The following is a 23946-nucleotide window of genomic DNA, read 5'->3' as shown; positions in this document are numbered from 1 at the left end:
CCTGCCCATGACGTTAGAGGGGGCCGGGCGCAGCGTCTATGCACGAACACGACTATGCGTGTCCTCGCATAAACCCGTGCGGCCGGAGGGGCGCAGCCGAAGGGGAGGAAGAGGAGCGGCAGGGTGCGGGGGCTGACTGAGGGACCCCGTCCTACCTGCTCCCGGCAGCAGGCCACCCCGGTGCAGGCTGCCTTCAGGGCCGCCTACCGCCTCCCGCCCGTGAACGCGGTAGCGGTCGGCACGGACAACCCCGACCACCTGCGAGAGCTGACCAACGCCCAGAGCTTCGCGGTGGACGAGGAGGCCGTCCGCCACTACCGCAGCCTCCTGCGCAACCGCCGTCAGGAGTGAAGCTCGGCGATGAGCCGCGCCGCCTCCTCCCGGGCGGGCTCCAAGCGGGGATCCTGGGGATGGGCGTGCGGCCCTACGACCTTCGCACAGAAGAACAGGGCCATCAGCCGGCCAGACCTGCTCTCCAGGTCTGGCCGACGCTCCGCCCACACTCGTTGTGCCAGGGCAGGGACGGCGAGGGAGTTCCCCCAGAGGGTGACCGCGTCCAGTCCGCGCGGCGCCATCCCCCAATCCTCCCAATCGATGATGCAGAACTCGGGCCCGGTCACGTTCGCCCACGTCAGATCCGCATGTGCTGGCGTCCACTCATCCACGGTGGCGTCTACTTCGGGGAAGACTGCTCGGATCGTCCCAGTCACCAGTTCCTGGGTGGCCGTCTCTGTGTCCGGAGTGGCTAGGCGGTGCGTGCGCTGCGCGGCGAGTGCGTCCAGCGAAGCATTGAGTGCCGCCCACCAGCCGTCCGACAGTTGAGGATCCTCGATCACCAGAGCGGCTTGCCCAACGGGCGGGGCGGTGACCAGCACCATTTCGTCTGCCCGCCACATCACCGGCTCGTCCCGCTCGCGCCACGCCAGCCCCGCGTACCACTTCGGCATAGACACTCCATGCAAGACCGCTGCGGCCTCGGTGCCGTTCCAGCCCTGTGCTCCGATCCGGTCGAAGCTGCGCCGCTCAACCCTCACCCACGTTCCACGGTCCGTCCGCGCCCCAACCGAGCGCCGCTTGCACACCACGGTGTCACGGAGCAACTGCATTTGAAGGGACCGCTCCACGTGTTCGAGAACGTCATCAACCGGCTCAACACGCAAGTCCACGGCCCGTGCACCAGGCGAAGAGAGCGTCATCTGGACTCCTTGGGCCCTCGCTGTGGGGTAGGGGCGACCTGCCGTCAGGTGAAAGCACCCGTAAGTTGATTAATGTAGTGGGTGATGTGCGGCATCCTGTGCGGCAGTTGATCGAGCGGGAAGAGGCGGAGCGCCTGGCATTCGCCAAGGACGAGGTCGGTTGCGGCAACTTCCCCCCTCTACGGAGCGAGGAACAGCTGCGGCGGGATGATCTGCGGCAGGAGGGACCGCGACGGCCCGCGAGACGCTGGATTAGACGGGCGTGTGCTGTGCTGTACGGCGCGGTCTGGTTGAGCGGATCCATCCGGCGACGGGTGTCCACTGCGTGTACCTGGCAGGGGACGCAACGAACAATGATGCGGTTGAAGAGCGGCTTGGGTGGCGAAGAATGCGGCGGGCCTGTAGGTTCTCAATTTCAGTGTCAGGCGCCGACCCTGTGACCTGGATATTTCCCTTGAGTCTCACGTTGTGTCGGCAGGCGGCTGTCTCAGATCGGTGTCATTTCCTCAGGCTGTCCAGCAGGCTGCAACGCGGCCCGGGGCGTCACGAACCTGCATCGGCAACCATCCGTTCCACCCACTCACACACCTTCGTTGCACACGAACGTCCCGAGCGTCGTCGCTGACAAGCGCCTGCGGGACTACGGACGGGTTGATCAGCCCATAATTGGAGTCAGTGCCGAGCGACCCGGCGCATCGCACCCGCCCCGGGTGCACTCACCGCGATCGGAGAGCATCGTGAAGAACAGCGCGTTGTGGCGAGTGGTTGACAACGAGAGTGGTACCCAGTCCATCGTCAGCTCGCCCTCCGAGGCGGTCGCGTTCGTCAACAGCCGGTTCGACACCGATGACGACGACGAGCCGTTCAGCATCACCGAGGTCGGTCCTCTCCTTCCGAAGCCGCTCGGGGTCATCACTGCATGGGCTGCCGAGAAGGACGGCGAGCGAACCGACGGGCGTACTGCCCCGATCACCATCAGGCCGGTTGTGACGGACAACGCCAGCGAGTGCGATGACGTCGTGCTCTGGGGCGACGTGTACGTCTCCTGGGACCACGACATGTACACCGTCGAGGAGCCGGACAGCTCCGAGTACAGCGAGGCTTACAGCGCAGCCGAGTTGAGCGCGATCCTCGACGAGTACGCCGATGACTACGAGTACGCGCCTGAAGGGCCTGAAGGGCCCGACAGCCACAGGTGGCCGAAACCGGAAGAGTTGATCACCTACGGCGCCCAGGAGTGCGCCAAGCGGTTCGGGCACCTCGACGACGACGCCCTGCTGTGGCTCGCTGCCACCCGCATCACGCTCGCCGTGTGGCGCAACACACCCGTCGAGAACTGGCATGCCGGGAAGAGTCCGCTGCACGACGGCACAATGATGCGGATCAACGCGGCAACCACCCGACTCGTGCGCTCGATGCTGTCGTTCGACCATGTCGACTGGATCGGTCTCGGTCTCGCGATCGTCAACCCGTCCCGGGTTCTACCGACCGGGCAGTCTGTGCTCGAGCTCGGGCTGGCCTGCCACAACCCTGACGACCCGGCACACGAGGATGATCCGCGCGTAGAACTCGCGGAGATGGCACAGGTCGCGATCTCATGGGGGCGAAGGTACTGCCTTAGCGAGAAGGAGTTCGGTCTGCGAACCCTGGTCGAATCCTTGTGCGCGTTCGACAACGGCTGGTTCGGAGCACCGAGTTGGGGGCGCATCGTCGATCGGTTCCTTACGGCTGTCGACGACCGGGAGAATGCGCACTGGCGCATACACCGGGACAAGCCTTGGTTCGACGAGTGGTTCACCAACCGGCCGGCCGACATTGCGGACACCACGGAATTTCGTCGGCTGCTCCTTGCCGGGCCCGACCTGCTGTCCGAGGAGGCCGCCGAATGGTGCGTGGATGGCGCCATCGGCTACGTCTGTCAGGACGACCACGCAAACGGCTGCCCGCTGTGCGGTATCCCGCTGGCAACGGAGTCCTCAAACGAGTGACGGCAGTGGCCAGCGATTCTCAATCCCGTGTCAGTTCGGCCAGTCACATGACATCGCGACTGAGAAAATGACACGGGATCTGAAAACCTACAGGGCCGCTTCATGTCCGTCGACACGATCTACCCGCCGATGCTGGCAGCACTGGAGGAAGACGTATGACCGAGCAAACGGCACAAGAGCGACCGGGCATCGCAGCCGCGATCGTGGTACAGGACGGCGCCGTGCTCATGGTTCGCCGCCGGGTCACGGAAGGTCAACTGTCTTGGCAGTTCCCGGCGGGCGAGATCGAGGGGACGGAGACCCCTGAACAAGCAGCCGTGCGAGAGACGAGCGAAGAGGTCGGCATGGAGGTGACCGCTCTCAAGGTCCTCGGAGAACGGGTTCACCCCAAGACTGGCCGGAAGATGACCTACGTGGCCTGTGTCGTAGAGTCCGGCGCTCCTTACGTGGCGGACGACGATGAACTGGCTGAGGTGGCATGGGTCCGGCATGCCCAGATTCCCGCGTACGTGCCATACGGCCTCTTCGACGCGGTGCAGGTATATCTCGACGCCGCACTGAGCCGGTAACACCTCGGTGCGTGCTGCGGACGGAGGACGAGGCAGCTTCGGGTAATCAGACCGCCCTCCCGACGAGCTAAGGAACTGGTCGTGGACACTGAAATCGGCCTGATCTGCCTGCTGTTGGTTAGCCGTGGCTTCGCCATTGCCTCGTCGACCAAGTGTTCACTCATGGAGTGCCAGAGCTTCAGGTTGTATAACTCTCGTGCCACCTTCGTGTCTCCCGCGGACCGCGCTCGGCGGCCGACGTCTCATTTGTGTGCGTCCGGTGGCGTAAGACGCTGCCGCCATGGGTGGTCCGGCACGGTTACTGCGATGGCGTTCGCCAACCAAATGCGTTGAGGTTCGCCGAGCAGCGGCAGTACCGCTTCGAAGTCTGTCTCATCCTTCTCCCGTGTCGCCTTCGCCTTGTAGTAGAGCTGCACCTCGGGCGCCAGGTAGGGGATACCAGTCCCGCTTCTTCGTCCCAACCGCTCGATCGGAAGCCGGATCCGTGGGGTACGCCGAGAGACCCAATGGGTGCCCTCCGCCTCGTCCAGCATGAGCTGCACGGACCAGGGTGCCTCAGGCGTGCGTCGGCACCAGGTGTCGTGGAGGGGCGGCTGAAGAGTCTCCCCAGAACGCCACGGGCGCAGCCGCCCCATGCCAGGTGGGTCCGCCACGTACAGGTCCCAGTCGGTCAAGAGATCGCGCACGCGAGCTTGGTCCCGTCGGAGGACGAGGACATCGAGATCGCCGTGCGGGCGTAGCTCACGGCCGACGGCGAGTTCGATCGCGTACCCGCCAGCGATCCTCCACGGGAAGTCGGCCGCAGCGAACATGACAGCTAGATCTTCGGGACGAGCCGGCACCCAGCGCCCCACTCCCTCAATACTCACCTGTCCATGCTCTCAGTGAACGAGGCCCCGGAAGGGAAATCCGACGTAGGCCAGCCATGCACAGAGGCCAGCTATGGGGTGAGCCGGTTCGGTCCGCGGAAGAGGAAGGTGGCCTCGCGGATCGACTCCAGACCGAGCAAGACCATGAGTACGCGTCCAAGGCCCATGCCCAGCCCGCCGTGCGGTGGGCACCCGTACCGGAACGCGTTCAGGTAGTCCTGCATCGGCTCCGGACTCATGCCCTTCTCGGCGGCTTGCTTCAGCAGCACGTCGTAGCGGTGCTCGCGCTGGGCGCCGGTGGTGATCTCCAGCCCCTTCCAGAGCAGGTCGAAGCTCAGGGTCACGCTCGGGTCGTCGGCCGGCCGCATGTGGTAGAAGGGCCGGATGCCCACGGGGTAGTGGGTGATGAACACGAACTCGTGGCCGGTGGCCTGCTGGATGTGGGCGCTGATGCTCCGCTCGCCCTCCGGGTCCAGGTCCTCCTTGGTTCCTTCCGCGTCCCATCCGCCCTTGCGCAGGATGTCGTGCGCCTTGGCCATGGTGATGCGGGGGAAGGGCGTCGTGGGGACGGTGATCTCCACGCCGAACTGCTCCCGGACCGCATCGCCGTGTGCACCGGCGACCTTGGTGATGGCGTGGGCGAGCATCTGCTCCTCGAACGCCATAACGTCCTCGACGCCGTCAATCCAGGCCAGCTCGACGTCGACGCCGGTGAACTCGGTGGCGTGCCGGGAGGTGAACGACGGCTCTGCACGGAAGACGGGGCCGATCTCGAAGACCTTCTCGATTCCGGCCGAGATCGCCATCTGCTTGTAGAACTGCGGCGACTGGGCGAGATAGGCGCTGCGATCGAAGTAGCCGAGTTCGAAGACCTCGGCGCCAGACTCCGAGGCGGTTCCCATGAGCTTGGGGGTGTGCATCTCCGTGGCGCCCTGGGCATAGGCGTACTCGCGCATCCCCTGCTCAAGGGTGGTCTGCACGGCGAACATCAGCTGAGCGGCGGGACGGCGGCGTACGTCCAAGAACCGCCAGTCCAGGCGGTGCTCCAGGCTGGTGTGCTCGTCGATGGGCAGCGGTGTCGCGGCCCGGTTCAGGACCTCGACCCGCTCCGGGATGATCTCCAGGCTGTGGAGCTTCACGATCGGGTTCTCGACGACGCGGCCGGTGATCCGCACCGCGGACTCCGGCGTGAGCTGCTGCAGGGCGGCCTCGATGTCGTCGCCTGCGCTGCCGCGCCGGTGGGTGACCTGCACCATGCCCGTGTGGTCGCGTACGACGACGAACTGGACCTTACTCAGCAGGCGCAGAGTGTGCGCCCAGCCCGACACGGAAACGGTTCGACCCAAGTGCTCGTGCAGGTCAGATACCAGTACACGATCGGTCGTATGGATCATCGCAGCCCTCCCGGGCGTCATGGTGATCCCTTGGGGCCGCGGGCGAGAAGGGGACTCGCGGTTCCACCACGCCTTCACCACCACTCGACAGTGGCGGCCTCATTCGTGGCCGGTAACGGGGCCAGCCGGCGGGGCATTGGACCACATGGCCGTTCCTCCCCGCACTCAGGAGGGTCTTCACTCTGGGGCGCGAGGCTGCCTTCCCAGCTGCCAGCAGCTCTCTCGGCTCGCGTGATCCCGGGCTACTCGTCTCCGTCATCGCGTTGTAACGGAGGATAGCGAGCCAGGGCCTCGAGACGACAGCGAGATTTCTGCTAGGTCGTGATCGTGCCAGTGGGCAGGTTCGGAAGCAGGTGCGGCCACCTGACGATCAACGGCGCCAGGAAGGAGGAGGTGTAGTCGCACTGATGATGACGCTACCCGGGGCGCAGCCTACGAGGCTCAGTCAGCGAATGGACGGACACGGATCCGCGTGACAATTTCGTGGCGCCGGGAAACACAGCTCCCCCATCCTGACGGAATGCCCGACATCATCACCTCGCGCCTTCAGTACAACGCCACAGCGGTACGCCCAGACTGGAAGGACCTCCCACAAGACGTTCGCCAGCTCATCACCCGACGCCTCGGAGGCTCAGTACAGGCCGGGCGCAGCGCAGGGAGCGGATTTACCAGCGGCTTCGCCGCTGTACTCCGCGGGGCCTTCGGACCTCTGTTCGTCAAGGCGGTCAAGAGCCTCGACAACAGAGTGGTGGCCGACTCCTACCGCAGGGAAGCGTTGATCAACCAGGCGCTCCCGGCAGAGATTCCGGCGCCGCGCCTGCAGTGGATTGAGGAGCACGACGGATGGGTCGTTCTCGGCATCGACGCTGTCCCCGGTGGCCGCATGCCCACCACACCGTGGAAGCCTGATGAGCTCACGGCCACCCTCGACACGTACAGGATCACAGCAGAGGCACTCTCCACCCCACCCACAGCACTCCAGCATGTGGGCCTCAAGCCGGTGGGTGACGGCGGTGACTTCGCCGACTGGCGCAACCTCGCCCGAGGCGCCACGCCCACGAACGCCCTGCCTTCCTGGGTACCACTCGACCTACTGGACGTGCTGGCCAGCCTGGAAAGCGGATGGCGGGAGGCCGTCGCAGGCAATGCCGTCCTCCACCACGACCTACGACAGGACAACGTGCTGATCGATGCGTATGGCGCCGCGTGGATCTGCGACTGGAACTGGCCCTGCCTGGGTGCAAGCTGGTTCGACCTCGTCCTGCTCCTGGCCACCGCCTACGCCGACGGGCACGACGCCACCGCCCTGTTCACCCAGCACCCCACCGCCCGCGGAGTCGCCGACGAACAGCTCGATGCGGCGCTCGCCGCTCTCTCCGGTTTCTTCCTCACCTCCGGCGGACAGCCCGCAGCAGACTGGTCACCGCATCTTCGCCAGCAACAGACGTGGTGTGGAGAGGTCACACTGCGATGGCTGGCCAACCGGCGTGGTTGGGCACTCTGACCTGGGGCCCACCCGTTCAGTGTGCGACAGACAGCCCGCTCAACTCAGGCCGAGGGCGGTGCTGTCAGGACACCGCTCGGGATCCACTTGCGCAACACCTCGGGTACCTCCACCGTGCCGTCGGCCCGCTGGTGCTGCTCCAGCAGCGCGGGCACAAGCCTGCTCGTGGCCAGACCTGAGCCGTTCAGCGTGTGGACGAACGTCGACTTCCCCTGTTGCGGCCGGTAGCGGATGTTGCCACGCCTCGCCTGGTAGTCGCGGGCGTTCGACACCGAGCTGACCTCGACGTACGCCTCGATGCTCGGCAGCCACACCTCGACGTCGTACGTCTTGGCCATCGCTGCGCTGGTGTCCCCGGCCGCCAGTCGCGTGATCCGATAGTGCAGGCCCAGTCCCTTTACCAAGTCCTCCGCTCTGCCGAGAAGCTCCTGGTGTGCGGCGTCCGAGGCGTCCGGGTGGGTGAACTGGAACAGCTCGACCTTGTTGAACTGGTGACCGCGCAGGGTCCCCCGTTCAGCCGTGCGGTAGCCGCCGGCCTCCTTGCGGTAGCACGGCGTGTACGCGACGTACTTCCGAGGCAGCTCCGTCTCGGGCAGCGTCTCGTCCCGGTGCAGATTGACCAACGCTGTCTCCGCGGTCGGTAGCAGGAACCGCTCCGGACCTTGCTCCCCCTGCTCCAAGGCGAAGACCTCGTCCGCAAACTTGGGGAACTGGCCCGCGGTGTACCCGGCCGCGAAGGTCAGGATGTGCGGTGGCAACACGAACTCATAGCCGTCCCGCACATGGGCCTCCAGGAAGTGGTTCAGCAGCGCCCACTCCAGGAGCGCGCCGTCACCCCGGTAGATCCAGAAGCCGCTGCCGCCGAGCTTCGTGCCCCGCTCATAGTCGACCAAGCCCAGAGTTCGAGCGAGCTCCACATGGTCCCTGGGCGTGAAACCGAACTCCGGACGCTGGCCGGCTTCACGAATGACCTCGTTGTTCTCCTTGCCCCCGGCCAGCACGTCCGCGTCGGGTAGGTTCGGCAGCGGATCAAGGAAGACCTGACGCGCCTGCTCCAGTTCGATGAGCCGCGCCTCGACGGCGGTCAGCTGCTCGCCCACGGCCGATGCTTCACCGTGCAGACTTGGCACGCCCTCGCCAACCCGCTGCCGTTTCGCGATCTCGCCCGAGATCCTCTTGCGCTCCCCACGGAGGCGTTCCATCTCAGCCCGCACCTGTCGGTAGTCGTCGTCCAGTCGAAGAAACTCGTCGAGGTCGACGTGGACCGCCCGCTTGGCTAGCGCCTGCTGGACATGGGCTGGGTTCTGGCGAATCAGGGTGACATCGATCATCCTGCCGTGCTCCGTTCGATCAGTCATCATGACGTGATCCCTTGGGAGCGCGGGCGAGAAGGGGCAACTCGCGGTGCCACCGCGCCTTCGCCACCAGCAGATGGTGGCCTCATTCACGACCCGGTCACGGGGGTCAACCGGCGGGGCATTGGACCTTCCCTAAGGCCGTTCCTCCCCGCACTCGGGAGGGGATTCACCTGGGGCGCGAGGCTGCCTTCCCAGCTGCCAGCAGCTCTCTCGGCTCGCGTGATCCCTGGCTACTCGTCTCCGTCAACGCGTTGCCCGGAAGAATAAGTACGCGGCGATCAGGTCCGCAATCGAGAATCGCTTCAGCGGCTCCCGCAGCGTCCAGGCTTCCCCTTTTCTCACGGCCACGGATGCCCAAGACCTCCTCGCCGTTGCTGCCATATCCTCCCCAGGTGGCAACGACCAAGGTTGACTGGGCGTACGAACTGGCTGGTGAGCTGCTGAGTCGCAGCCTCCCGCGCAGGTGGGCACACTCGCAGGGCGTTGTCGCTTGCGCCCAGACGCTGGCGCCGCTGGCCGGTAACAGCGCCGAGGTGCTGGAAGCGGCTGCGGTGCTGCATGACATCGGCTACGCGCCCCCGCTCGTCTCTACTGGATTCCATCCGCTGGACGGAGCACGGTATCTCCGGGACGTGCACGGGGCGGAGGGACGGGTTGTCCGCCTGGTCGCGAACCACTCGTATGCGCTGCTCGAAGCCGAGGAGCGTGGCCTCCGGACTGAGCTGGCCGACGAGTTCCCCCTCCTGGATGATCCGCTCCTCGTGGACGCGCTGGTCTACTGCGACATGACCACGACGCCGGACGGCCGACGGACGACGCCCCATGAGCGGCTGCAGGAGATCTTGGGCCGCTACGGCGAGGACAGCGTGGTCGGGCGTTTCATCCGCCGGGCCGCCCCGCACATCCACGCGAGTGTGGATCGCGTGCGGGCGGCTGCGGTCGAGGCCGGCGTGGAGCTGTAAGTCCGAGCAGTCAGCCGAGGTAGGGGTAAGCCCCGGTCAGGTAGTGGCCGATCTGCTCGTGCATGCTCGGGTGGATGTCGAGCTCGTCCAGGTCGTCCGGGTGAACCCAGCGCACGCCGTCGGCCTCCTCATTGACGGTTGGCTTGCCCCCTACGGGGCGGCCGATGTACACGGCCTCGTACTGCTGCCGGATCTCGCCGTCGGTGTACTCGATGATGTGCTCCGGGTTGGAGTAGACGCCGAGGAAGCCGGTGACCTCCGCGACGATGCCGGTCTCCTCCTCGCACTCGCGGACGGCGCACTGCGCCGGGCTCTCGCCGATGTCCTGGGCTCCTCCGGGCAGGGCCCACTGGCCGGTGTCGCGGCGTCGCTGGAGAAGGATGGCGCCTTCGTCGTTGATCACGAGCAGGTTGCTGGCAGGGATAAGGGTGTTGGCCTTGGGGGCCTTGGGGTCGTGGTAGTACTCGGTCCTGCCCACGGCAGTGCTACTCCTGTCTGTCGGGCGCCCAGGGGCGCGCGGATGCCCACACGGCCTCGAAGCTGTCGCCGTACCGCTGGAACCACTCCCCGCCGTCTATGTTGCGGAGCTGGAGTAGCGGGTTGGCGCTGGCCAGCTGGCCCCAGATGTGCGGGTTGACCATGAGGTGGTCGTCGTAAGGGTGAACCTGGACGAACGATGGCACTCCGGTCTGACAATCGGGGCGAGATCGTGGAACGCATCGTCTGGGCAGGCAAGATGGCACTGCTGGTGGGGATTACGGGCTCTGTCGCCGCTGTCGTCACATACTGCCGTCACGGTCCGAACCCCTCAGCGCACCGGCAAACACAGCAGCATGAAGCCCGCCCTTCCCGAAATCGGGGAGGGCGGGCTTCATGCGTCGAATGAAGGACGGAAGCCGGCGTTCAGCCAGCCGGGGCGCGCAGGAGCCGGTCCCGCGTGCTCGCCGGCAGCACCCGGCGCAGGACCGGTGCGGTCGAGCTGAGCGAGGCGGCGAACGCGGCGACCAGGTCGTGCGGGACGCTGGCTGCGAAGGACGCCGCCCACAGGCACTGCGTGCCCAGCGCGGGCTCGGCCCATGCCTGCCATCCGGCCGGTCCCGCAGCGTCGGCCCCAGCGACCAGGGTGCGCGGGTCGGCGTCCTGGATGAGGGGCGGGACCTCGCCGAGGCTGAGGTGGGAGGTGAAGGTCGGGTCCGTCGCTGCCGCGTGGGGCTGGTCGATGTCGCGGAGCCAGCCGTGGGCGGTGACCGCGTCGAGGACCAGCTCGGGCCCGGCGAAGGACACGGCGGGCTGGTCCCGGGCATCGAGCGCGACGAGGAAGTCCGTGAGGACCTCGCCGGGGACGTCTGGGGTGAAGTAGGCCGACCACTGGGCGAGCGGGTTGTTCGTGTCCGCACGGGCGGAGATCTGCCAGGCGATCGGCAAGTCGCCCAGGTGGAACGGCTCGTCCGCCAGGCTCCACTGCGCCCAGCAGCGCGCGTCGGGGCTGATGTGCAGGACGGTGCTGCGCAGGACTTGGCGGTCCTCGGGTGCTTCGTCCGGCTCGTGCCGTCCACGGACGATCGTCAGGCTCGTCCAGCCCAGGCCGGCGAGCGTGTCGGCGACGGTGTCGTAGAGGCGCCCATCGTCACCGGCCAGGTGCCGGGGGCCGACCCAGAACGCGAGCTGGCCGCCGCGTGGAGTGGACGGGTTGGGCGGGAATTCGGGGTACAGGGGCGCCTCCAAAGGGCTCGGTGCGGGTCTAGTTGCCGCCGGCACGGCGGCGGGGGCGGCGCGGCGGTGCCTGCGTGTCGCCCTGCCAGGTCAGAGCGACGGCGACCTCGGGCGGCAGATGGCCGAGCTGTGAGCCCTCGTCTCGGCCTTCGGCGAGGTAGACGACGGTTTGGCCGGTCTCGTCCACGGACTGCACGACTTGCGCCAAGCGGTGTGCCATCGGAAAGAACGGGTTCATGGCCTGGCGGACGGGAGCACTGCGGTCGCAACCAGACAGCAGGTCGATGAGATCGCCGACGGTCATCTCCGTGGACTTCATGAACGGCCTCCTTGGGTGAGGAAAACGGTGAGCGGTGGAATCAGCCGGCGGCCTGGCAGTCAGCCGGCCACCCTCCCAGCGAGGACTACGCGTGGGGCACTGTCATACGCGACGTGAGGTTTCCAGCACGCGCGCCACGGCGGCAGCGACGATGTCGGCCGGCGTCTCGGTGTCGAACGACAGCTGGTAGCCGCGTACGTTGGCCGTGCCGGTGACGGCGATCTTCCATCCCTCGCCGTCGGTGCCGGGACGACCGAGCGGGAACCAGCCGAGGTAGAACCGGCCGTCCTTGGAGCTGACGTGTACGTCCGCACGATCGTCCACGATGAGGTTGAAGTCCTCTGCGGAGAACTGGTCCATGACGAGCGTGGGCTGGCCAGGACCCAGCTGCCACTCGCGCAGCCGCAGGGCTTCGACGGTGGTGGAGAATCCAGGGCCGGCGGGAGCCACGGTCACGGGTAATCACCTCTCTGACCTGGGGTTTCTTGCAAGGTCGTCTACGTTGACATGCTCTCGCGCACGTTGGCCAGTCCTTCCGCGATCTTTCCTGTCTGCCCCCGGCGAACTGCTGTCCTTCGACACTGAAGTTAGTCGACGTCGTCGCTCTGATCTGGGGCGACTGGCTTCCTTGTCAAGGCGTCTGCCCTCTCGCCACCGGGCACAGGACGGCGAGGAGTCCTTGGCTTCGCCAGGCGCGAAGGGCCAGCCCGTCGCAACGTCAATCCCACCGTCGTGGCAGACGTACTCGGCCCCGGGAAACTCGCGCAGCCACGCGGCCAGAGTCGGGGCGGAGCGGTCGGGCAGGACGTCAATCCGCTCAATTGACGGCGTCGATGCCGAGGTGCTTCGCCACCCCGGCGATCTGGCAGCCAGAGGCGCAACCGTCCGGCGATCGCCATCCGGGATCAGGTTTAGGTTTTCCGGGCCAGTCCGGTGGCGATGAGGTGTTCCCAGACCGTGAGACCTCGTCTTTCGCCCATGTCCCACGCGATGTCGGTCTCGTCGGGACGCCACAGGGAAGCGGGGGCGATCCCGGGGTCGTTCCAAACCGTCTAGCAGGGAGGCGATTTCCGATTTCGCTGTCAAGGCGTCTGGGTTGGCGACGCGGGGCTTCGGCTTCGCCTGGGGGGAACTGCGCGACCCCAGACGTCGCCGCGGCGACACCCTCAACCGCCCGCGAGGCATGGGGAGCTCAGCACCGGAGTATTCCGGCGGGCGACGTAGTGCGTCAGCTGATCCTCAAGACCGCGAGTTGGCAGACCCCATCAGGCCCGTGTCCGGCGTGTCAGTCTTCCTCGTCCCAAGATTCATCGAGTTCGATGTCCAGGGCTCCGATGCCCATCGGCGGACGGGACGCAGCCGCTCGGACGAGCCAGTCATAGGTGCGGATCTCAATGCGATTCTCTTCCAAGAACTCGTTGCGCATCGCCTCGGTCGGCGCGCCAGGGTTGTCGCGTCCAATGATGATGAGTCCGGGGGGATTCACCCGGATACCTTCAAGCCCTGTGCCGCCGCGGTCCTCGGGAGAGCCAGCTGTGTGGAAGTGTTCTGTGATCCACCGGCGCCAGTCCCGGATCTGCTGCGTGGCCTTGCGGAGCTCTTTTGAGGGTTGCCCGTCGTTGAGGACTAGCCGGGCGGTGGGGCTTTCCAACTCGACGAGCCGCCAGATCACGCCCATGGACGTGACCCCGCCGACTACGAAGTCGGCCACGAACTTGTCAGCGAACCGCACTTGGTGCCTGACGAAGATGTGGTGGTTGCCGGTGACCAGGTGCCCGAGGATCTGCGGGTGCTGTTCCAGGACGAGCTGCATCGGTCGTTCGTCCGGAGCCTGAGCGAGAGCATCTTCCAGAGCGCGCAGATCACCCAGGTTGGGCGGGTCTTCTACCCTCCACTTGTGCAGCCGCTCCAGCTGTCCAGTGCCCAGCACATGCGCGTTCTTCCGCCGAAGCGCGGACTGTTGCTGCGCCTTGGCAAGGGCATCCACGTACTCCTGCTCGCCTGGCCGAATGATGCGCTGCACGTGCTGTGGCCACGCCCACTGGCCACCACCGCCACGGAAGTAGAGCCTTCCCGAGGCAGCGATCGAGGAGATCACGTCGAAGCGGTCCCCGGGCCCACTGCGGCAGACAACCACCTGGCCGGGCTCGGGCTTCCAGATCTCAAGGCTTTCCGCCACACGCTGAGCGTGTAGGGCACTGATCCATCCGTGGGCGAGCTCCCGATCGATGCCTGCATCCGGCACGACAGCACCGGTCGACTTCGCTAGATCATGCAGATACGAGGACTGCCCATAGGTGCACTCGCGGGCTCTGCCCAGTTCGAGCGGCCCCCGCAGATGCATGCGCAGGATGCCCGCCGCCACAGCAGCTGGAGTGTCTCCTGCTAGGTCCACATCCAGACCGGCAGCAAGCTCCAACTGCGCCGCCGTGGGAGCGGAACGGTATCGCTTCAGTTCCGCCGCGACCGACGCCCACCGTGGTGCGGTCACCGTCATCGCTCCTTTGCCGTGCAGGTCATCATTCAGATCACAAAGTTCTTCCTCTCCGGCCAGCAGCTGACTTGTTTTGCGTTCGCTCAGAGCTGGGCGGAAGACACGCTGCGTGAGGGTATCGATACCACCCCGGACGCGGGGAGAGTTCCCCGAAGTCGGCATGTGACGAAGCCGCTGCGCCACCAGCGCCACAGGGCGATCAACCTCGCATGACTGGGTTGCTGTCGCCGACGCCGAACGGCCGGGTTCACTGTCAAACGCCTCGCTCGCATGACGAGGGACAACTGCCGCCCGACGACATCGGATGGCATTCAGATGGCGTCACCGCATCTCACGACCGCTGGCTGCTCGGTGGCCCATGTGCCACAGATGGGAGACCACTTGTTTCCCGTGCCAGTCGACCATGTCTCGTTGTCAGTGCCTTGCGCCACACTTCGAGGATGATCCTCGTACTGATCGAAAACCCACGCCTGTTGGTCGCCTTACTCGCTCTGATCGCAGCCGTCTACGGTGCGCGGCGTGCATGGATGCGCTGGGCGCGCCCGGTGGTACGAGCCCGGGTAGATACCTTCTCGGCCGACACCGAACGCAGGATCTCCACCGCGATGCGGGAGGCCCTGGAAGGCGTCGCGACCCGCGGACCGGAGACTCGTGGCCTTGTCGCTGTATCCGTCCGGCGCTGGGCGCGAGCCATGCCCACGACCATGCTCTGGCAGCTCGCCGTCGTGCTCGTGGTGTTCCTGCTCGTAGACCTTGGCCCCATACCGCACGACATGAAGACCTGGGTTGCCGCAGCGCGTGGGGAGTGGGATGCGATAAAGAGCCTGCCGGGAAAGGCCGTTGCTCTGGGGCAGCATCCGGGCCGGTTCTTGCCGCTTCGGTTTCTCTTTTTCTGCTTGATGTTCGGTCTAGCCCTCTTGGTGTGCTGGCCCGCGCACCTGGCGCGTTCAGGAGGCGAGGCTCAGCTCACCGGTTCGCCGAGGCAGACGCATAGGCGCGAGGCCGCCGAAGCTGCCGCACTGAACTGGCCGGTCGTGGCACTGGCCGTGTGCGCAATCCAGTGCGGCCGTGCGTATCACGAGTTGCAGCGACAGTCCCAAGCGCCGACGGGAGTGCTGGAGCGCAAGCCAGTCTCCGTGAGGCGAGCGGAGAACGTGATCAAGCAGGCATGGCGCACGTGCTATCGGGTCGGCCCGTTCAACGGGGTGCGCCGCCACGACCGGAAGGTGCTCAAACAGCACGCCGAAAAGGTCATAGCCGCTCTGAGGAGTGCCGAGAGTCGCCAGTACAAAGACCCCTCGGGTGCGCTGCCCGAGTTGGCGACGATGCTCTTGGTGATCGCCGAACGGTACGCACAAGGCCGAGTCTCACAGCTGCTGGACGACGAGCAGCTCGAGAACGTACAGGTCCCGCGGGATTGGGGGTGGCTACGGCTGCTGTTCGGCGGAGTGCTGATCACAGTCGCGCTGGTTGGCGTGGCACAGATAGGGCTACCCGACACCGCCGTAAGCCCTGTAGCGGCACTGCTCATCACGCTGGTTCTCACCATGGTCTACCGAGGACGCCTTCCGAGCCTTGGCGACCTGATCGACATCATGCGGGGTGCGGATCGACGCTAGCCGATGATCATCAGCGCCCAACACACCAGAGGTTGTCCAGGATTGTAAGACTCACCAGCATGGCCGTGGCGCAAAGTGAATCCAGAACCAGCGGGCCAGGAGCGCAATTGCGGCCGGAGGGCGCTGGAACCTACCTCGGCCCCTGTCCGTGATGCTCCTTGATACCCGGCGCCGGGAGACCTCGAGGCCCGTGCCAGAGTGATCGACATGATCCCCGCAGAAGTTCCCGACGAGCCGCCGCTCACGTATGCCGACAGCTTCGACGTGCCGGTCCTGTTCCGTAACGGGCCCGCGAACAAGCCGCGCAGACAGTGGCGGACGGCCGAGCATCAGCCGTGGGCCGGGTCGAACGGCTTCCCGGCGGCCGACGGCTGGTACGCCCCGACCACCACGTGGCGGGAGATCATCAAAGCCGCCACCGAGGTCGGCCGGGACGTCACCCCGCACCTGCAGAACCAACCACGCTACGCACACGGCGAACTGGTCGCTCGGGTTTCCCCGCTGTACGCCTACCTCGGCGCGCACTCCGTCGAGCCCCGTCACCCTGTGCCTGGGTCCAAGGGACGACGCCTGACCTGGAACCCGGTGTACGCGCACGGCACCGAGCGCAGCGCGAAGAACGCCGCCGGCTACCGGCTGGGCATGACGATGACCGAGTGGGCCTGCCGCTCGCTGCTGGGCCTCGGTCAGACTCAGCATCTTGAACTCGGCGGCCCCATCCCGGCTCTGTACGACACGTTCAAGGATCCAAAGAAGAAGCTGCCCGACCTGTGGGGGCGCCACGAGGCAGAGGAGATGTACTGGCTGATCGAGGCCAAGGGGGGCGACGTCGGCCTGGGCACGCTTCGCAAGGGGTGGGCGCAGCTGGCGGCCGGCAGCCAGATCCTCGGCGCGTACGCGCACCGCACCGTCCTGGTCGGAGCATCCGTACGGCCCGGTGACGATCTCTTTCTCACCATCGACCACGACCTGCACCCCGGCCAGCCGCCCATCAGCCCTTACGGGTCCGGCATCGACGAAGAGGCGGTGGGCCCGGGCAACCTGGAAGACCACCTCAGCGACAGCGACGACGCGCTCATCGGCGCGGCCCGCGCCCAGATGCTCACCTACCTCGCCTTGCGCTCCGCTCCCGCCTCGCAACTGCGCACCGTGCCGGTGGCCGCCGACCGCACTTCCCGCCGCCGACGCACCGGGCTCACCACGCCCCTGGAGCACGACGGGCTCACCCTGGCCATGCGGGCCGACGCCCGCGGAGCAGCGCTCCAAGCCGAGCAGCAGACCTTGCGCGCCGGTATCCGCTCCATGGGGCTCGACGACTTCCTCACCTGCCGCATCCCCGGAACCGAAGTGCATCTCGGCATGTCCCGGAAGCTATTCGCCGCCTGCGAGCGCCTCCACGAGGAAGACCTAGCCATCGCCCGGCGCACTCCAGGACTTCGCGCCGAGGACGAGTCGAGCTTCGACCAAGAACTCAGCGACGAAGCCCAGGAAGAACAGCGGCTCACCCAACGGCGGATCTTCCGCGAACAGCAGGAGGAAGCCCGCCCCCGGCTGCGCCTCTTGCTCCGCGACGCCTACGAGCGGGGTGCGACGAGCGACTGGAGCGAACTGCTGCGCCGCCCCCAGGAGCCGGCACTCGACCTGGAAGGCGACGCGAGTCTTCTCGAAGCGGCGACCCCAGAGACGTACCTGGCTGTCAGTCGCTACGACCTGCCCCCGGTACGCGCCTAGATCTCCACATCAACCGACCCCGAACGGTGGCGGTGCGTTCCGGGGAGCCGCTCACCCAACCTGGATGACAGGGCGGTAGGTCAGCTGCCGTCGGCCAGCTGGAGCACCGTACGCACGGAGACGATTCGCTGATCTTGGGGCGCGGCCGACAGTCGGAGGCGGGAACTGATCACCGGCCGCTGGTCCTCATCGGCACCCCCAAGGGCGGTCCGCAGCGTCAAGGGCATCACGGGCCGCTGGTGTGGCGGGAAGTTCCCTACCGATTGTGCGTCCGTGAGCGCCGACTGAGCGTCAGCGTGCATGGTGCTCAGGTGCTCACGCGCCCGCCCCTCAGTGTCCAGGGTGGATCACGACTGCGTGGCGGAACGGCAGTCTACGGAACCGCCGGCTGCACCCTGTTGGTCCTGGCGGACACACAACTCCAGCAGCGTCGCGAGGCGCAGATGGGGCCTCCTCCGGATGGCGCCGCCTCCCATCCGGGCGAAGGAAGTATCGCGTGCGCCGCCCGTCTCGCTCCCGTGTGAGGTAGCCGACTTGTTCCGGTCCTCGATGATGCTCTGAACGGTGCGGTTCGGCGTCGATAGACGCCAGCAGGCCCCCGGATTCGCTTCACGGGGGCCTGCGGCGGTGGTTGATGTTCGGCTAGTTGCTCTTGCTGTTGTCGTCGGGCTCGGACTCGGTCGTCGTACGACGGCGGACGGCGACCAGGGTGACGACGCCCGCGATGACGAGGATCCCCGCGCCTGCGGCGATCCAAGGCGTGGCGTCGGCACCGGTGTGGGCGAGGGAGCCTGCCGGGGTCGGCGGCGAGGAGTCGCCGTCCGGGGCCGTGGCTGCGGTGGACGAGGAGTCAGCATCCGCTGTGCCGGTGTCCGGCGCTGAGGGCTTGACCCCGCCGGTCCCGTCGCCCGGCGTGTCCGCAGGAGTCGGGGTGCCGGTGGGCTTGGACGTCGGCTTGTCCGAGGGGTGGGGCTTCGGGCTGGTGGCGGTTTTGGTGTTGGTAACGGTCACCGTCACCGGAGCGCCTGGGCCCGCGGTGAATGTCTTGGACGGCTTGTAGCGGTCGTATCCGGCGGGTGCCTTGACCTGCTTGACCCAGAACTCCATGTTCCGGCTCGACACCGGCAGCTCCCCTGAGGCCGTGCCCTTGTCCCCGGTCGTCAGGGTGAGCAGCGTCGATGTGCCGGTGCCGATGTTCACCGTTGCGCCGGGCAGGAGCTTGCCGGTCTTGTCGTCCTTGGCCTGCAGGAGAACCTTGGCGGCCTTGAATGGGTCGGTGATCGTCAGTCGCGTGGTGGCGCCAGGCGTGATGATGACGTCCTGGTCGGCGACAACCTCGTGGAGCGGGCTGTTGGAGGCGGTCTCCTTGAGTCGGTAGATGCCCGGGGCGAGGTCGGGGAAGGTCAGCTTGCCCTGCGCGTCGGTTGTCCCGTGTCCGGCCTCCTGGCCAGCTGAGTTGAGCAGCAGGAACGCGGCGCCGGGGAGCCCATCGCCGGCCGTGTCCCTGGTGGTGATCTCGACGCTGCCCGCGTCCGGGGCCGGTGTGTCGGCAACGGTGGCCGACGCGGAGGGGGTCGGTTCGGAGGGTTGGGCGTTCGCGGCCGGCGCCCAGGTGAGGGTGCCGGTCACTGCGGCGACGACTGCGGCGGATCGGACGGCGCCACGGACGAAACGAGCGTGCACGAGGAAGGGGGCTCCTTGATCGGTTGGTGGAAGGTCGGTCACCGCACGGGGATTCAGCGGGTGCGGGCTTGGCTGCGGGTGGCTGGCGGGGCGGGCGCCCGGTGCGCTGCGCGGCTCGCCGCGGGGCTTGGCGTGGTCGCGGCCCAGGCGCCGGGGAACCAGACGGTGGTGTACTGCTCGATGGCGTCGCGCAGCCCGGTGGTGACGGCTCCCTCCCAGGGTGGCCGACCGGGGCGGCGGTTGGTGCTGAACGTGCCGTACTGCTTGGTGTTCGGCCGGGTGTTGTGGGCTTCGTCGCGGCGGTGGAAGGTGCCGTGATCGAGGAAGCTGAGGGCGACCACGTCGATTTCACCGCGGTCCGGGTGGATGACCGCCACACGAAGTCCGCCGTAGGTGTCCGCGTGGATGGTGGCGGTGAAGTCGATCCGCAGCCGCAGCGGTGCGCCCGGGACCGGGGCGGCGAAGTAAGTGGCGCCCACGACGGCGTGGTCGTGGAAGGGGAGGCACAGTTCGGCGAAGAACTCGGCGGCGTGCAGGGACAAGGGGGATCTCCGGTCGGGGACAGGCCGGCGCTATCGGCGCGGGCCGGGCAGGGCCGGTCGGCTGTTGGTGCTCCACCGAGGGACACTCGCAGCCGGCAGCGCGGCCGGCCGGCGAGAGGCAGCCCGCTGCACGTCGAGCGGAGTTGGGGCCTGCGGCTGCGGTGGGATGATGGGGGTGAGCTGGGCCATGCCCTCGATGTAGCTGAGGGTGTCCTGGCGCCACCGGGGAAGCGGAGCCGGATCGGCGACGCACTGGGTGACTGCGGTGAGCAGGGCGACGGGGGTGTCGGTGCTGGCCGTCGCGTACCAGACGGGCCGGTCGATGGATCTTCCCGCCCACAGCTGCCAGCGAGCGTCACGGGTGGTCAGCTCGGCTTCCGGATCGAGGTCCCCGGTGGTGAACTCCAGACCGGCGAGGCCGTCCGGGGCCTGGACGGCGAACACGCCCCAGCGGGGACGGTCGATCTCCCAGCCTTGTTGCAGGAGAGGCACGACGGCGAGGAAGGGATCGTGCTCGTCGGTTCCCGAGACCGGTCTGGCGAGGTAGGCGTCCGGCCCCTGTTCGTAGGCGGTGGCGAGGGCGGTGGTGAACGCCTGGACGAACTCGGTGGGGACGCGGTCGTTGAAACAGACGCCCCATGTCGGCGGGCCAAACTGGTCCTTGTAGGCGTTGATGCGCCAGAGCCCGTCGTCCTCGCCTTCGGGCAGGTAGCCCAGGCGCATGCGCCGGTCGGGAGCGTTGACGTACACGTTGCCGAGGTCGTCGTGCTGGACGTCCCAGCCATGGTCGATGAGCGGGGTGAGGGCGGGGTCGCCGGTGTTGGTGCTGCTGGCGAGATGGCGCGGTGAGACGAAGACGTCTCCGTCAGGCGTGTGAGGGTCGTCGTGGAGGGACACGGGTTCCTGATTGGCGGCGTGGGCGGATGAGTCAGTCAGCGGGCAGCAAAGCTGCTCGTAGGGCGTCGGTCGAGCCGGTGTAGTGCAGCGTGCGAAGGCCCAAGCGGGCGGCGGCCTGGCAGTTGTCGGGGCGGTCGTCCACGAACAGGACACGTCGTGGATCACCGACCCCGGTGGCCGCCAGCGCCTGCTGGTAGATAGCCGGGTCGGGCTTGCACAGCTGCAGGCGGGCCGAGTAGAGCGCCTGGGTCATCATTCGGCGCCAGTCGTGGGTGTCCAGCACCGTACTGAGGTGGGCGGGTGCGTTGGACAACAGCACCATCGGCAGTCCGGTGGCATGGGCGCGGCGCAGGACGGACAGGACGCCCTCGTCGGTCGCGGTCCACATGTCAGTGTCTGCGGCGAGGAGTTCGCGCAACAGGCGGGGGCCCGGATGGAAGCCGAGGACGCGGGCCCAGTACGCCAGGTCGCTGAGCTGGCCGGCGTCGTAGAGGTCGCGGGCGTTCCAGAAGACGCGCTGGAATGCTGCGAGATCGTCTTCGGGCCAGGAAGCGGTACGGGCCAGCCGTAGCCACTGGGCGCGGGTGGGCTGCAGGCCGAGGACGCCGTTGTAGTCAAGGATGACGGCGTCGGGGCCGGTGGGGCGGGTCAAGGGGCGGTGTTCTCCAGGGCTCGGCGGGTGAGGGCGGCGAGAGCGGCTGCGAGGAGGGCGGGCAGCAGCAGGGCCGTGGGCAAGGTGGTGGCGCTGGCGAGGGCGCCGATGACGGCGGGGCCGGCGAGGAGGCCGAGGTAGCCGGTGACGGAGACCGTGGCGACGGCCCTCGGGCCGTGTCTGCCGGCGGCGGTGATCAGGGAGGGGACGGTGCTGGACAGGCCGAGCCCGAAGACCGCCCAGCCGGCCAGCGCCGCAAGCACGCTGCCGACCAGGACGCCGGTGGTCAGTCCGCCGGCGGCGAGCGCAGCGCCGGTGCGGACCACGGCAGGAGCGCCGAAGCGGGTCGTGAGCCAGTCGCCGGTGAGCCGGCCGATCGCCATGCCCATGCTGTAGAGGGCAAACGCTGTCGCGCTGAGGGCAGTTGTGGCGTGCAGCGTGTGCAGGTGCACTGCGGCCCAGTCGGCCGCCGCCCCCTCCCCCAGCAGGCTCGCAGCCGCCAGCGCACCCAACAGCCACACACCTCCCGCCCGGCCCTGACCGGCCCCCTGGGGCTCCGGCAGCTTGGGCTGGTCGGCGCCGCTCAGCGCGAGGGTGCGCGGCCCGGCCACGAGCACGGTCGCGGTCAGCGCGAGGCCGGTGGCCATAAACAAGGCGCTGTGGGCTGTGCGCGCAGTGGCAGCGGCCAGGGCGGCACCGCCCAGGGCACCGATCGAGTACGCGGCGTGCAGGGAGGACATGACCGGCCGGCTGGCGGCGTTCTGGCAGCGAACCGCCGCGGTATTGGCGGCGACGTCCAGGACACCGTGCGCGGCACCGAAGGTGACAGCCGCCGCGAGTAGCGAGGTCAGCGTCCTGCACTGCCCCAGCACGGCGAGAGCCGCTCCCAGTGCGACAGCTCCGCCAATCAGGAGCAGGGGAAGTCGGTCGGGCCGGGCGAGTCGGCCGCCGGCCTGCAGTCCGGCAACCATGCCGACAGCGGCGGCGAGCAGGACGAGCGACAGGCCGGCGGTGGTGAGGTGAGCGGCGTGCTGGACGGCCGGCATCCGGGCGCCCCAGACCGCCATCACCACGCCCAGGCCGAGGAAGTAGCTGGTCAGCAGGACACGGCTGCGGCGCACGGAAGCGTCGGCGCGGGTCATGCGGGGCGGCCACCCGCAGCAGGCTCGTCGGCCGTGTGCGGCACCAGGGCGACCTGCAGATGGCGCACAGCCTGCTTGGCGCGGGCCTGTGCGAGGTCCGCGGTGGGCGCGGTGGTGATCAGGTAGCCGATACGGGCGGTGAACATGTTGCCGCCGTCGGCCGGGAGGAGCAGCTGGTCGCCGACCTGGTGCTGGAAGTGCACGCGTTCCAACCAGCGCGGGCTGACGCCGTCGAATCCGAGGCGGAGCAAGGTGCCGGAGGTGTCAGGGTAGAGCAGCTGCATCGCGGCGGCCGAGGACCGGGTCGGGGTGAGGTCGGGGGCACGGCCGCAGGCGATGTCGGCGGCGGTGCGCGGCAGGTCGATGCCGGTGGCGAGCTGGACGAGATGGCCGATCATGTCACCGGCGATCCGGCCGTTGACCTCGACCAGCCGCGGCCGGCCGTCGACCAGCCGCATCTCGACATGGGAGACGCCGTCGGTGATTCCCAGGGCGTGGATCGCGGCGCGTGCCGCCGGTGCGACCACGTCGAGCAGTGGGTCGGCGGCGTCGACCGAGTGGGCCAGTTCCTCGAAATACGGCGGGGCGCTGACCGTCTTGCGGGTGACGGCCACCACGGTGGTCTCACCGCCGTAGGTGACACACTCGGCCGACACCTCGGATCCGTCGAGATACTCCTCCACCAGCACGCTGGTGGACTCGAGTCCCAGCCCGGCCGCCTGGTCGGCGAACGCGAAGGCGGCGGTGAGCTGTTCGGGGGTGTCGGCGCGGATCACCCCGATGCTGGCCGCGTGCGCGGCGGGCTTCAGCACGACCGGGTAGCCGATCCGCTCGGCCGCCACCTGGGCCTCGGCACGCGTGCGCACGCTCACCGAGGCTGCCGACGGAACCCCGTGCCGGGCGAACAACGTACGGGAGGTGGCTTTGTTGCGGCATGCCTGCATGGCTTCCGGGGCAGTGGTGGGCAGGCCAAGCTGGCGGGCGAGGCGGGCGACCGGGACGAGGTACCACTCGGTCCAGGTGAACACGCCGGCAAGGTCGTAGCGGTCGGCCAGGTCCCGGCCGGCGGCGGACAGCGCCGCCTGGTCGGTCGGATCGGACACGACCACGCAGTCCCGCAGGTACGGCGTCTCCCACGAGGGCTCTTCGCCGGTGATCAGGACGACGTCGTAGACGGCGGCCACGGACTGAAGGCAGTACCCGCGGTACGCCTCGGCCTCCATGTCGGATGCGGCGACGACCAGGACGACAGGACGGTCGGGCAAGAACAGGCTCCTCAGAATCTAAAGAGGGGGCAGGGATATGTGGACGGCG

General features: G+C 67.7%; 23 protein-coding genes. 7 read left to right on the top strand and 16 right to left on the bottom strand.

The features are described from left to right. Positions 1 to 123 precede the first annotated feature (123 nt). Complete coding sequence (locus ACFY4A_RS18345; RefSeq protein ID WP_390830435.1) at positions 124 to 351, top strand: hypothetical protein; 228 nt, start codon at positions 124 to 126, stop codon at positions 349 to 351. On the opposite strand, the gene ACFY4A_RS18340 is transcribed toward ACFY4A_RS18345, so the two are convergent. Beyond that, on the bottom strand, positions 342 to 1196 hold the full coding sequence (locus ACFY4A_RS18340) for a hypothetical protein (RefSeq protein WP_334540769.1): 855 nt from the start codon (positions 1194 to 1196) through the stop codon (positions 342 to 344). The two genes, ACFY4A_RS18345 and ACFY4A_RS18340, sit on opposite strands and share 10 nt — an antisense overlap. 737 nt (positions 1197 to 1933) lie before the next feature. On the opposite strand from ACFY4A_RS18340, the gene ACFY4A_RS18335 reads away from it, so the two are divergent. Further along, the gene (locus ACFY4A_RS18335) at positions 1934 to 3184 is read left to right on the top strand and encodes a hypothetical protein (protein WP_234377037.1); all 1251 of its coding nucleotides are present in this window, start codon (positions 1934 to 1936) and stop codon (positions 3182 to 3184) included. A gap of 155 nt (positions 3185 to 3339) precedes the next feature. After that, positions 3340 to 3753 carry an NUDIX hydrolase gene (locus tag ACFY4A_RS18330; protein ID WP_390830434.1) on the top strand — a complete coding sequence of 138 codons (414 nt, stop codon included), beginning with the start codon at positions 3340 to 3342 and terminating at the stop codon, positions 3751 to 3753. Between the two features lie 242 nt (positions 3754 to 3995). Here ACFY4A_RS18330 and ACFY4A_RS18325 read toward each other — a convergent pair whose 3' ends face one another. Both ACFY4A_RS18325 and aspS read right to left on the bottom strand, forming a co-directional pair. Further along, on the bottom strand, positions 3996 to 4565 hold the full coding sequence (locus tag ACFY4A_RS18325) for a nucleotidyltransferase domain-containing protein (protein WP_390830433.1): 570 nt from the start codon (positions 4563 to 4565) through the stop codon (positions 3996 to 3998). Positions 4566 to 4693: 128 nt separating this feature from the next. Continuing rightward, on the bottom strand, positions 4694 to 6016 hold the full coding sequence (gene aspS, locus ACFY4A_RS18320; protein ID WP_390830432.1) for an aspartate--tRNA(Asn) ligase: 1323 nt from the start codon (positions 6014 to 6016) through the stop codon (positions 4694 to 4696). A gap of 520 nt (positions 6017 to 6536) precedes the next feature. Here aspS and ACFY4A_RS18315 point away from each other — a divergent pair. Further along, on the top strand, positions 6537 to 7520 hold the full coding sequence (locus tag ACFY4A_RS18315) for a hypothetical protein (RefSeq protein WP_390830431.1): 984 nt from the start codon (positions 6537 to 6539) through the stop codon (positions 7518 to 7520). A gap of 44 nt (positions 7521 to 7564) precedes the next feature. Here ACFY4A_RS18315 and serS read toward each other — a convergent pair whose 3' ends face one another. Beyond that, the gene (gene serS, locus ACFY4A_RS18310) at positions 7565 to 8851 is read right to left on the bottom strand and encodes a serine--tRNA ligase (RefSeq protein ID WP_390830430.1); all 1287 of its coding nucleotides are present in this window, start codon (positions 8849 to 8851) and stop codon (positions 7565 to 7567) included. Between the two features lie 419 nt (positions 8852 to 9270). Between serS and ACFY4A_RS18305 the strand changes: the two genes are divergently transcribed. Next, complete coding sequence (locus ACFY4A_RS18305; protein WP_390830429.1) at positions 9271 to 9840, top strand: HD domain-containing protein; 570 nt, start codon at positions 9271 to 9273, stop codon at positions 9838 to 9840. 10 nt (positions 9841 to 9850) lie between these two features. Here the strand turns inward: ACFY4A_RS18305 and ACFY4A_RS18300 are convergent, their stop codons facing one another. The 6 genes from ACFY4A_RS18300 to ACFY4A_RS18275 form a co-directional block, all read right to left on the bottom strand. Next, on the bottom strand, positions 9851 to 10318 hold the full coding sequence (locus ACFY4A_RS18300) for an NUDIX hydrolase (protein ID WP_390830428.1): 468 nt from the start codon (positions 10316 to 10318) through the stop codon (positions 9851 to 9853). Positions 10319 to 10325: 7 nt separating this feature from the next. Further along, entirely contained in the window at positions 10326 to 10523 is a 198-nt protein-coding gene (locus ACFY4A_RS18295; protein ID WP_390830427.1) for a hypothetical protein, read from the bottom strand. Positions 10524 to 10743: 220 nt separating this feature from the next. Beyond that, complete coding sequence (locus tag ACFY4A_RS18290) at positions 10744 to 11565, bottom strand: DUF317 domain-containing protein (protein ID WP_390830426.1); 822 nt, start codon at positions 11563 to 11565, stop codon at positions 10744 to 10746. Between the two features lie 16 nt (positions 11566 to 11581). After that, the gene (locus ACFY4A_RS18285; protein WP_390830425.1) at positions 11582 to 11872 is read right to left on the bottom strand and encodes a hypothetical protein; all 291 of its coding nucleotides are present in this window, start codon (positions 11870 to 11872) and stop codon (positions 11582 to 11584) included. A 102-nt stretch (positions 11873 to 11974) separates the two neighbouring features. After that, positions 11975 to 12328, bottom strand: coding sequence for a DUF317 domain-containing protein (locus ACFY4A_RS18280; protein WP_006143137.1), 354 nt, complete (start codon positions 12326 to 12328; stop codon positions 11975 to 11977). An 829-nt stretch (positions 12329 to 13157) separates the two neighbouring features. Beyond that, positions 13158 to 14558, bottom strand: a complete 1401-nt coding sequence (locus tag ACFY4A_RS18275; RefSeq protein WP_390830424.1) for a Shedu anti-phage system protein SduA domain-containing protein — start codon at positions 14556 to 14558, stop codon at positions 13158 to 13160. Positions 14559 to 14806: 248 nt separating this feature from the next. On the opposite strand from ACFY4A_RS18275, the gene ACFY4A_RS18270 reads away from it, so the two are divergent. Continuing rightward, positions 14807 to 15985: a hypothetical protein gene (locus ACFY4A_RS18270; protein ID WP_390830423.1), complete on the top strand. Its 1179-nt coding sequence runs from the start codon at positions 14807 to 14809 to the stop codon at positions 15983 to 15985. Between the two features lie 207 nt (positions 15986 to 16192). Then, complete coding sequence (locus tag ACFY4A_RS18265) at positions 16193 to 17716, top strand: gamma-glutamyltransferase (protein ID WP_390830422.1); 1524 nt, start codon at positions 16193 to 16195, stop codon at positions 17714 to 17716. 642 nt (positions 17717 to 18358) lie between these two features. Here the strand turns inward: ACFY4A_RS18265 and ACFY4A_RS18260 are convergent. From ACFY4A_RS18260 to ACFY4A_RS18235, 6 genes are read right to left on the bottom strand one after another with little or no spacing between them, the layout of a single operon-like run. Further along, on the bottom strand, positions 18359 to 19399 hold the full coding sequence (locus ACFY4A_RS18260) for a SpaA isopeptide-forming pilin-related protein (RefSeq protein ID WP_390830421.1): 1041 nt from the start codon (positions 19397 to 19399) through the stop codon (positions 18359 to 18361). A gap of 53 nt (positions 19400 to 19452) precedes the next feature. Continuing rightward, entirely contained in the window at positions 19453 to 19941 is a 489-nt protein-coding gene (locus ACFY4A_RS18255; protein WP_006143140.1) for a hypothetical protein, read from the bottom strand. Between the two features lie 30 nt (positions 19942 to 19971). Then, complete coding sequence (locus ACFY4A_RS18250) at positions 19972 to 20838, bottom strand: DUF317 domain-containing protein (protein WP_360964980.1); 867 nt, start codon at positions 20836 to 20838, stop codon at positions 19972 to 19974. Positions 20839 to 20869: 31 nt separating this feature from the next. Beyond that, positions 20870 to 21490, bottom strand: a complete 621-nt coding sequence (locus ACFY4A_RS18245; protein WP_189925673.1) for an HAD family phosphatase — start codon at positions 21488 to 21490, stop codon at positions 20870 to 20872. Beyond that, on the bottom strand, positions 21487 to 22632 hold the full coding sequence (locus ACFY4A_RS18240; protein WP_390830420.1) for an MFS transporter: 1146 nt from the start codon (positions 22630 to 22632) through the stop codon (positions 21487 to 21489). The genes ACFY4A_RS18245 and ACFY4A_RS18240 overlap by 4 nt, the downstream gene beginning before the upstream one ends. Next, positions 22629 to 23855, bottom strand: a complete 1227-nt coding sequence (locus ACFY4A_RS18235; RefSeq protein WP_390830451.1) for an ATP-grasp domain-containing protein — start codon at positions 23853 to 23855, stop codon at positions 22629 to 22631. The genes ACFY4A_RS18240 and ACFY4A_RS18235 overlap by 4 nt, the downstream gene beginning before the upstream one ends. Positions 23856 to 23946 lie beyond the last annotated feature (91 nt).

The sequence above is a fragment of the Streptomyces sp. NPDC001292 genome, from assembly GCF_042896465.1.
Lineage (GTDB): Bacteria > Actinomycetota > Actinomycetes > Streptomycetales > Streptomycetaceae > Streptomyces.
This window is presented reverse-complemented; position numbering and strand designations above follow the sequence as displayed.

Coding starts and splice junctions, on each gene's coding strand:
- ACFY4A_RS18240 (WP_390830420.1), bottom strand. CDS start 22,632: ATGACCCGCGCCGACGCTTCCGTGCGCCGCAGCCGTGTCCTGCTGACC.
- ACFY4A_RS18325 (WP_390830433.1), bottom strand. CDS start 4,565: ATGTTCGCTGCGGCCGACTTCCCGTGGAGGATCGCTGGCGGGTACGCG.
- ACFY4A_RS18285 (WP_390830425.1), bottom strand. CDS start 11,872: ATGAAGTCCACGGAGATGACCGTCGGCGATCTCATCGACCTGCTGTCT.
- ACFY4A_RS18330 (WP_390830434.1), top strand. CDS start 3,340: ATGACCGAGCAAACGGCACAAGAGCGACCGGGCATCGCAGCCGCGATC.
- ACFY4A_RS18315 (WP_390830431.1), top strand. CDS start 6,537: ATGCCCGACATCATCACCTCGCGCCTTCAGTACAACGCCACAGCGGTA.
- ACFY4A_RS18270 (WP_390830423.1), top strand. CDS start 14,807: ATGATCCTCGTACTGATCGAAAACCCACGCCTGTTGGTCGCCTTACTC.
- ACFY4A_RS18235 (WP_390830451.1), bottom strand. CDS start 23,855: ATGGAGGCCGAGGCGTACCGCGGGTACTGCCTTCAGTCCGTGGCCGCC.
- serS (WP_390830430.1), bottom strand. CDS start 8,851: ATGATCGATGTCACCCTGATTCGCCAGAACCCAGCCCATGTCCAGCAG.
- aspS (WP_390830432.1), bottom strand. CDS start 6,016: ATGATCCATACGACCGATCGTGTACTGGTATCTGACCTGCACGAGCAC.
- ACFY4A_RS18340 (WP_334540769.1), bottom strand. CDS start 1,196: ATGACGCTCTCTTCGCCTGGTGCACGGGCCGTGGACTTGCGTGTTGAG.
- ACFY4A_RS18265 (WP_390830422.1), top strand. CDS start 16,193: ATGATCCCCGCAGAAGTTCCCGACGAGCCGCCGCTCACGTATGCCGAC.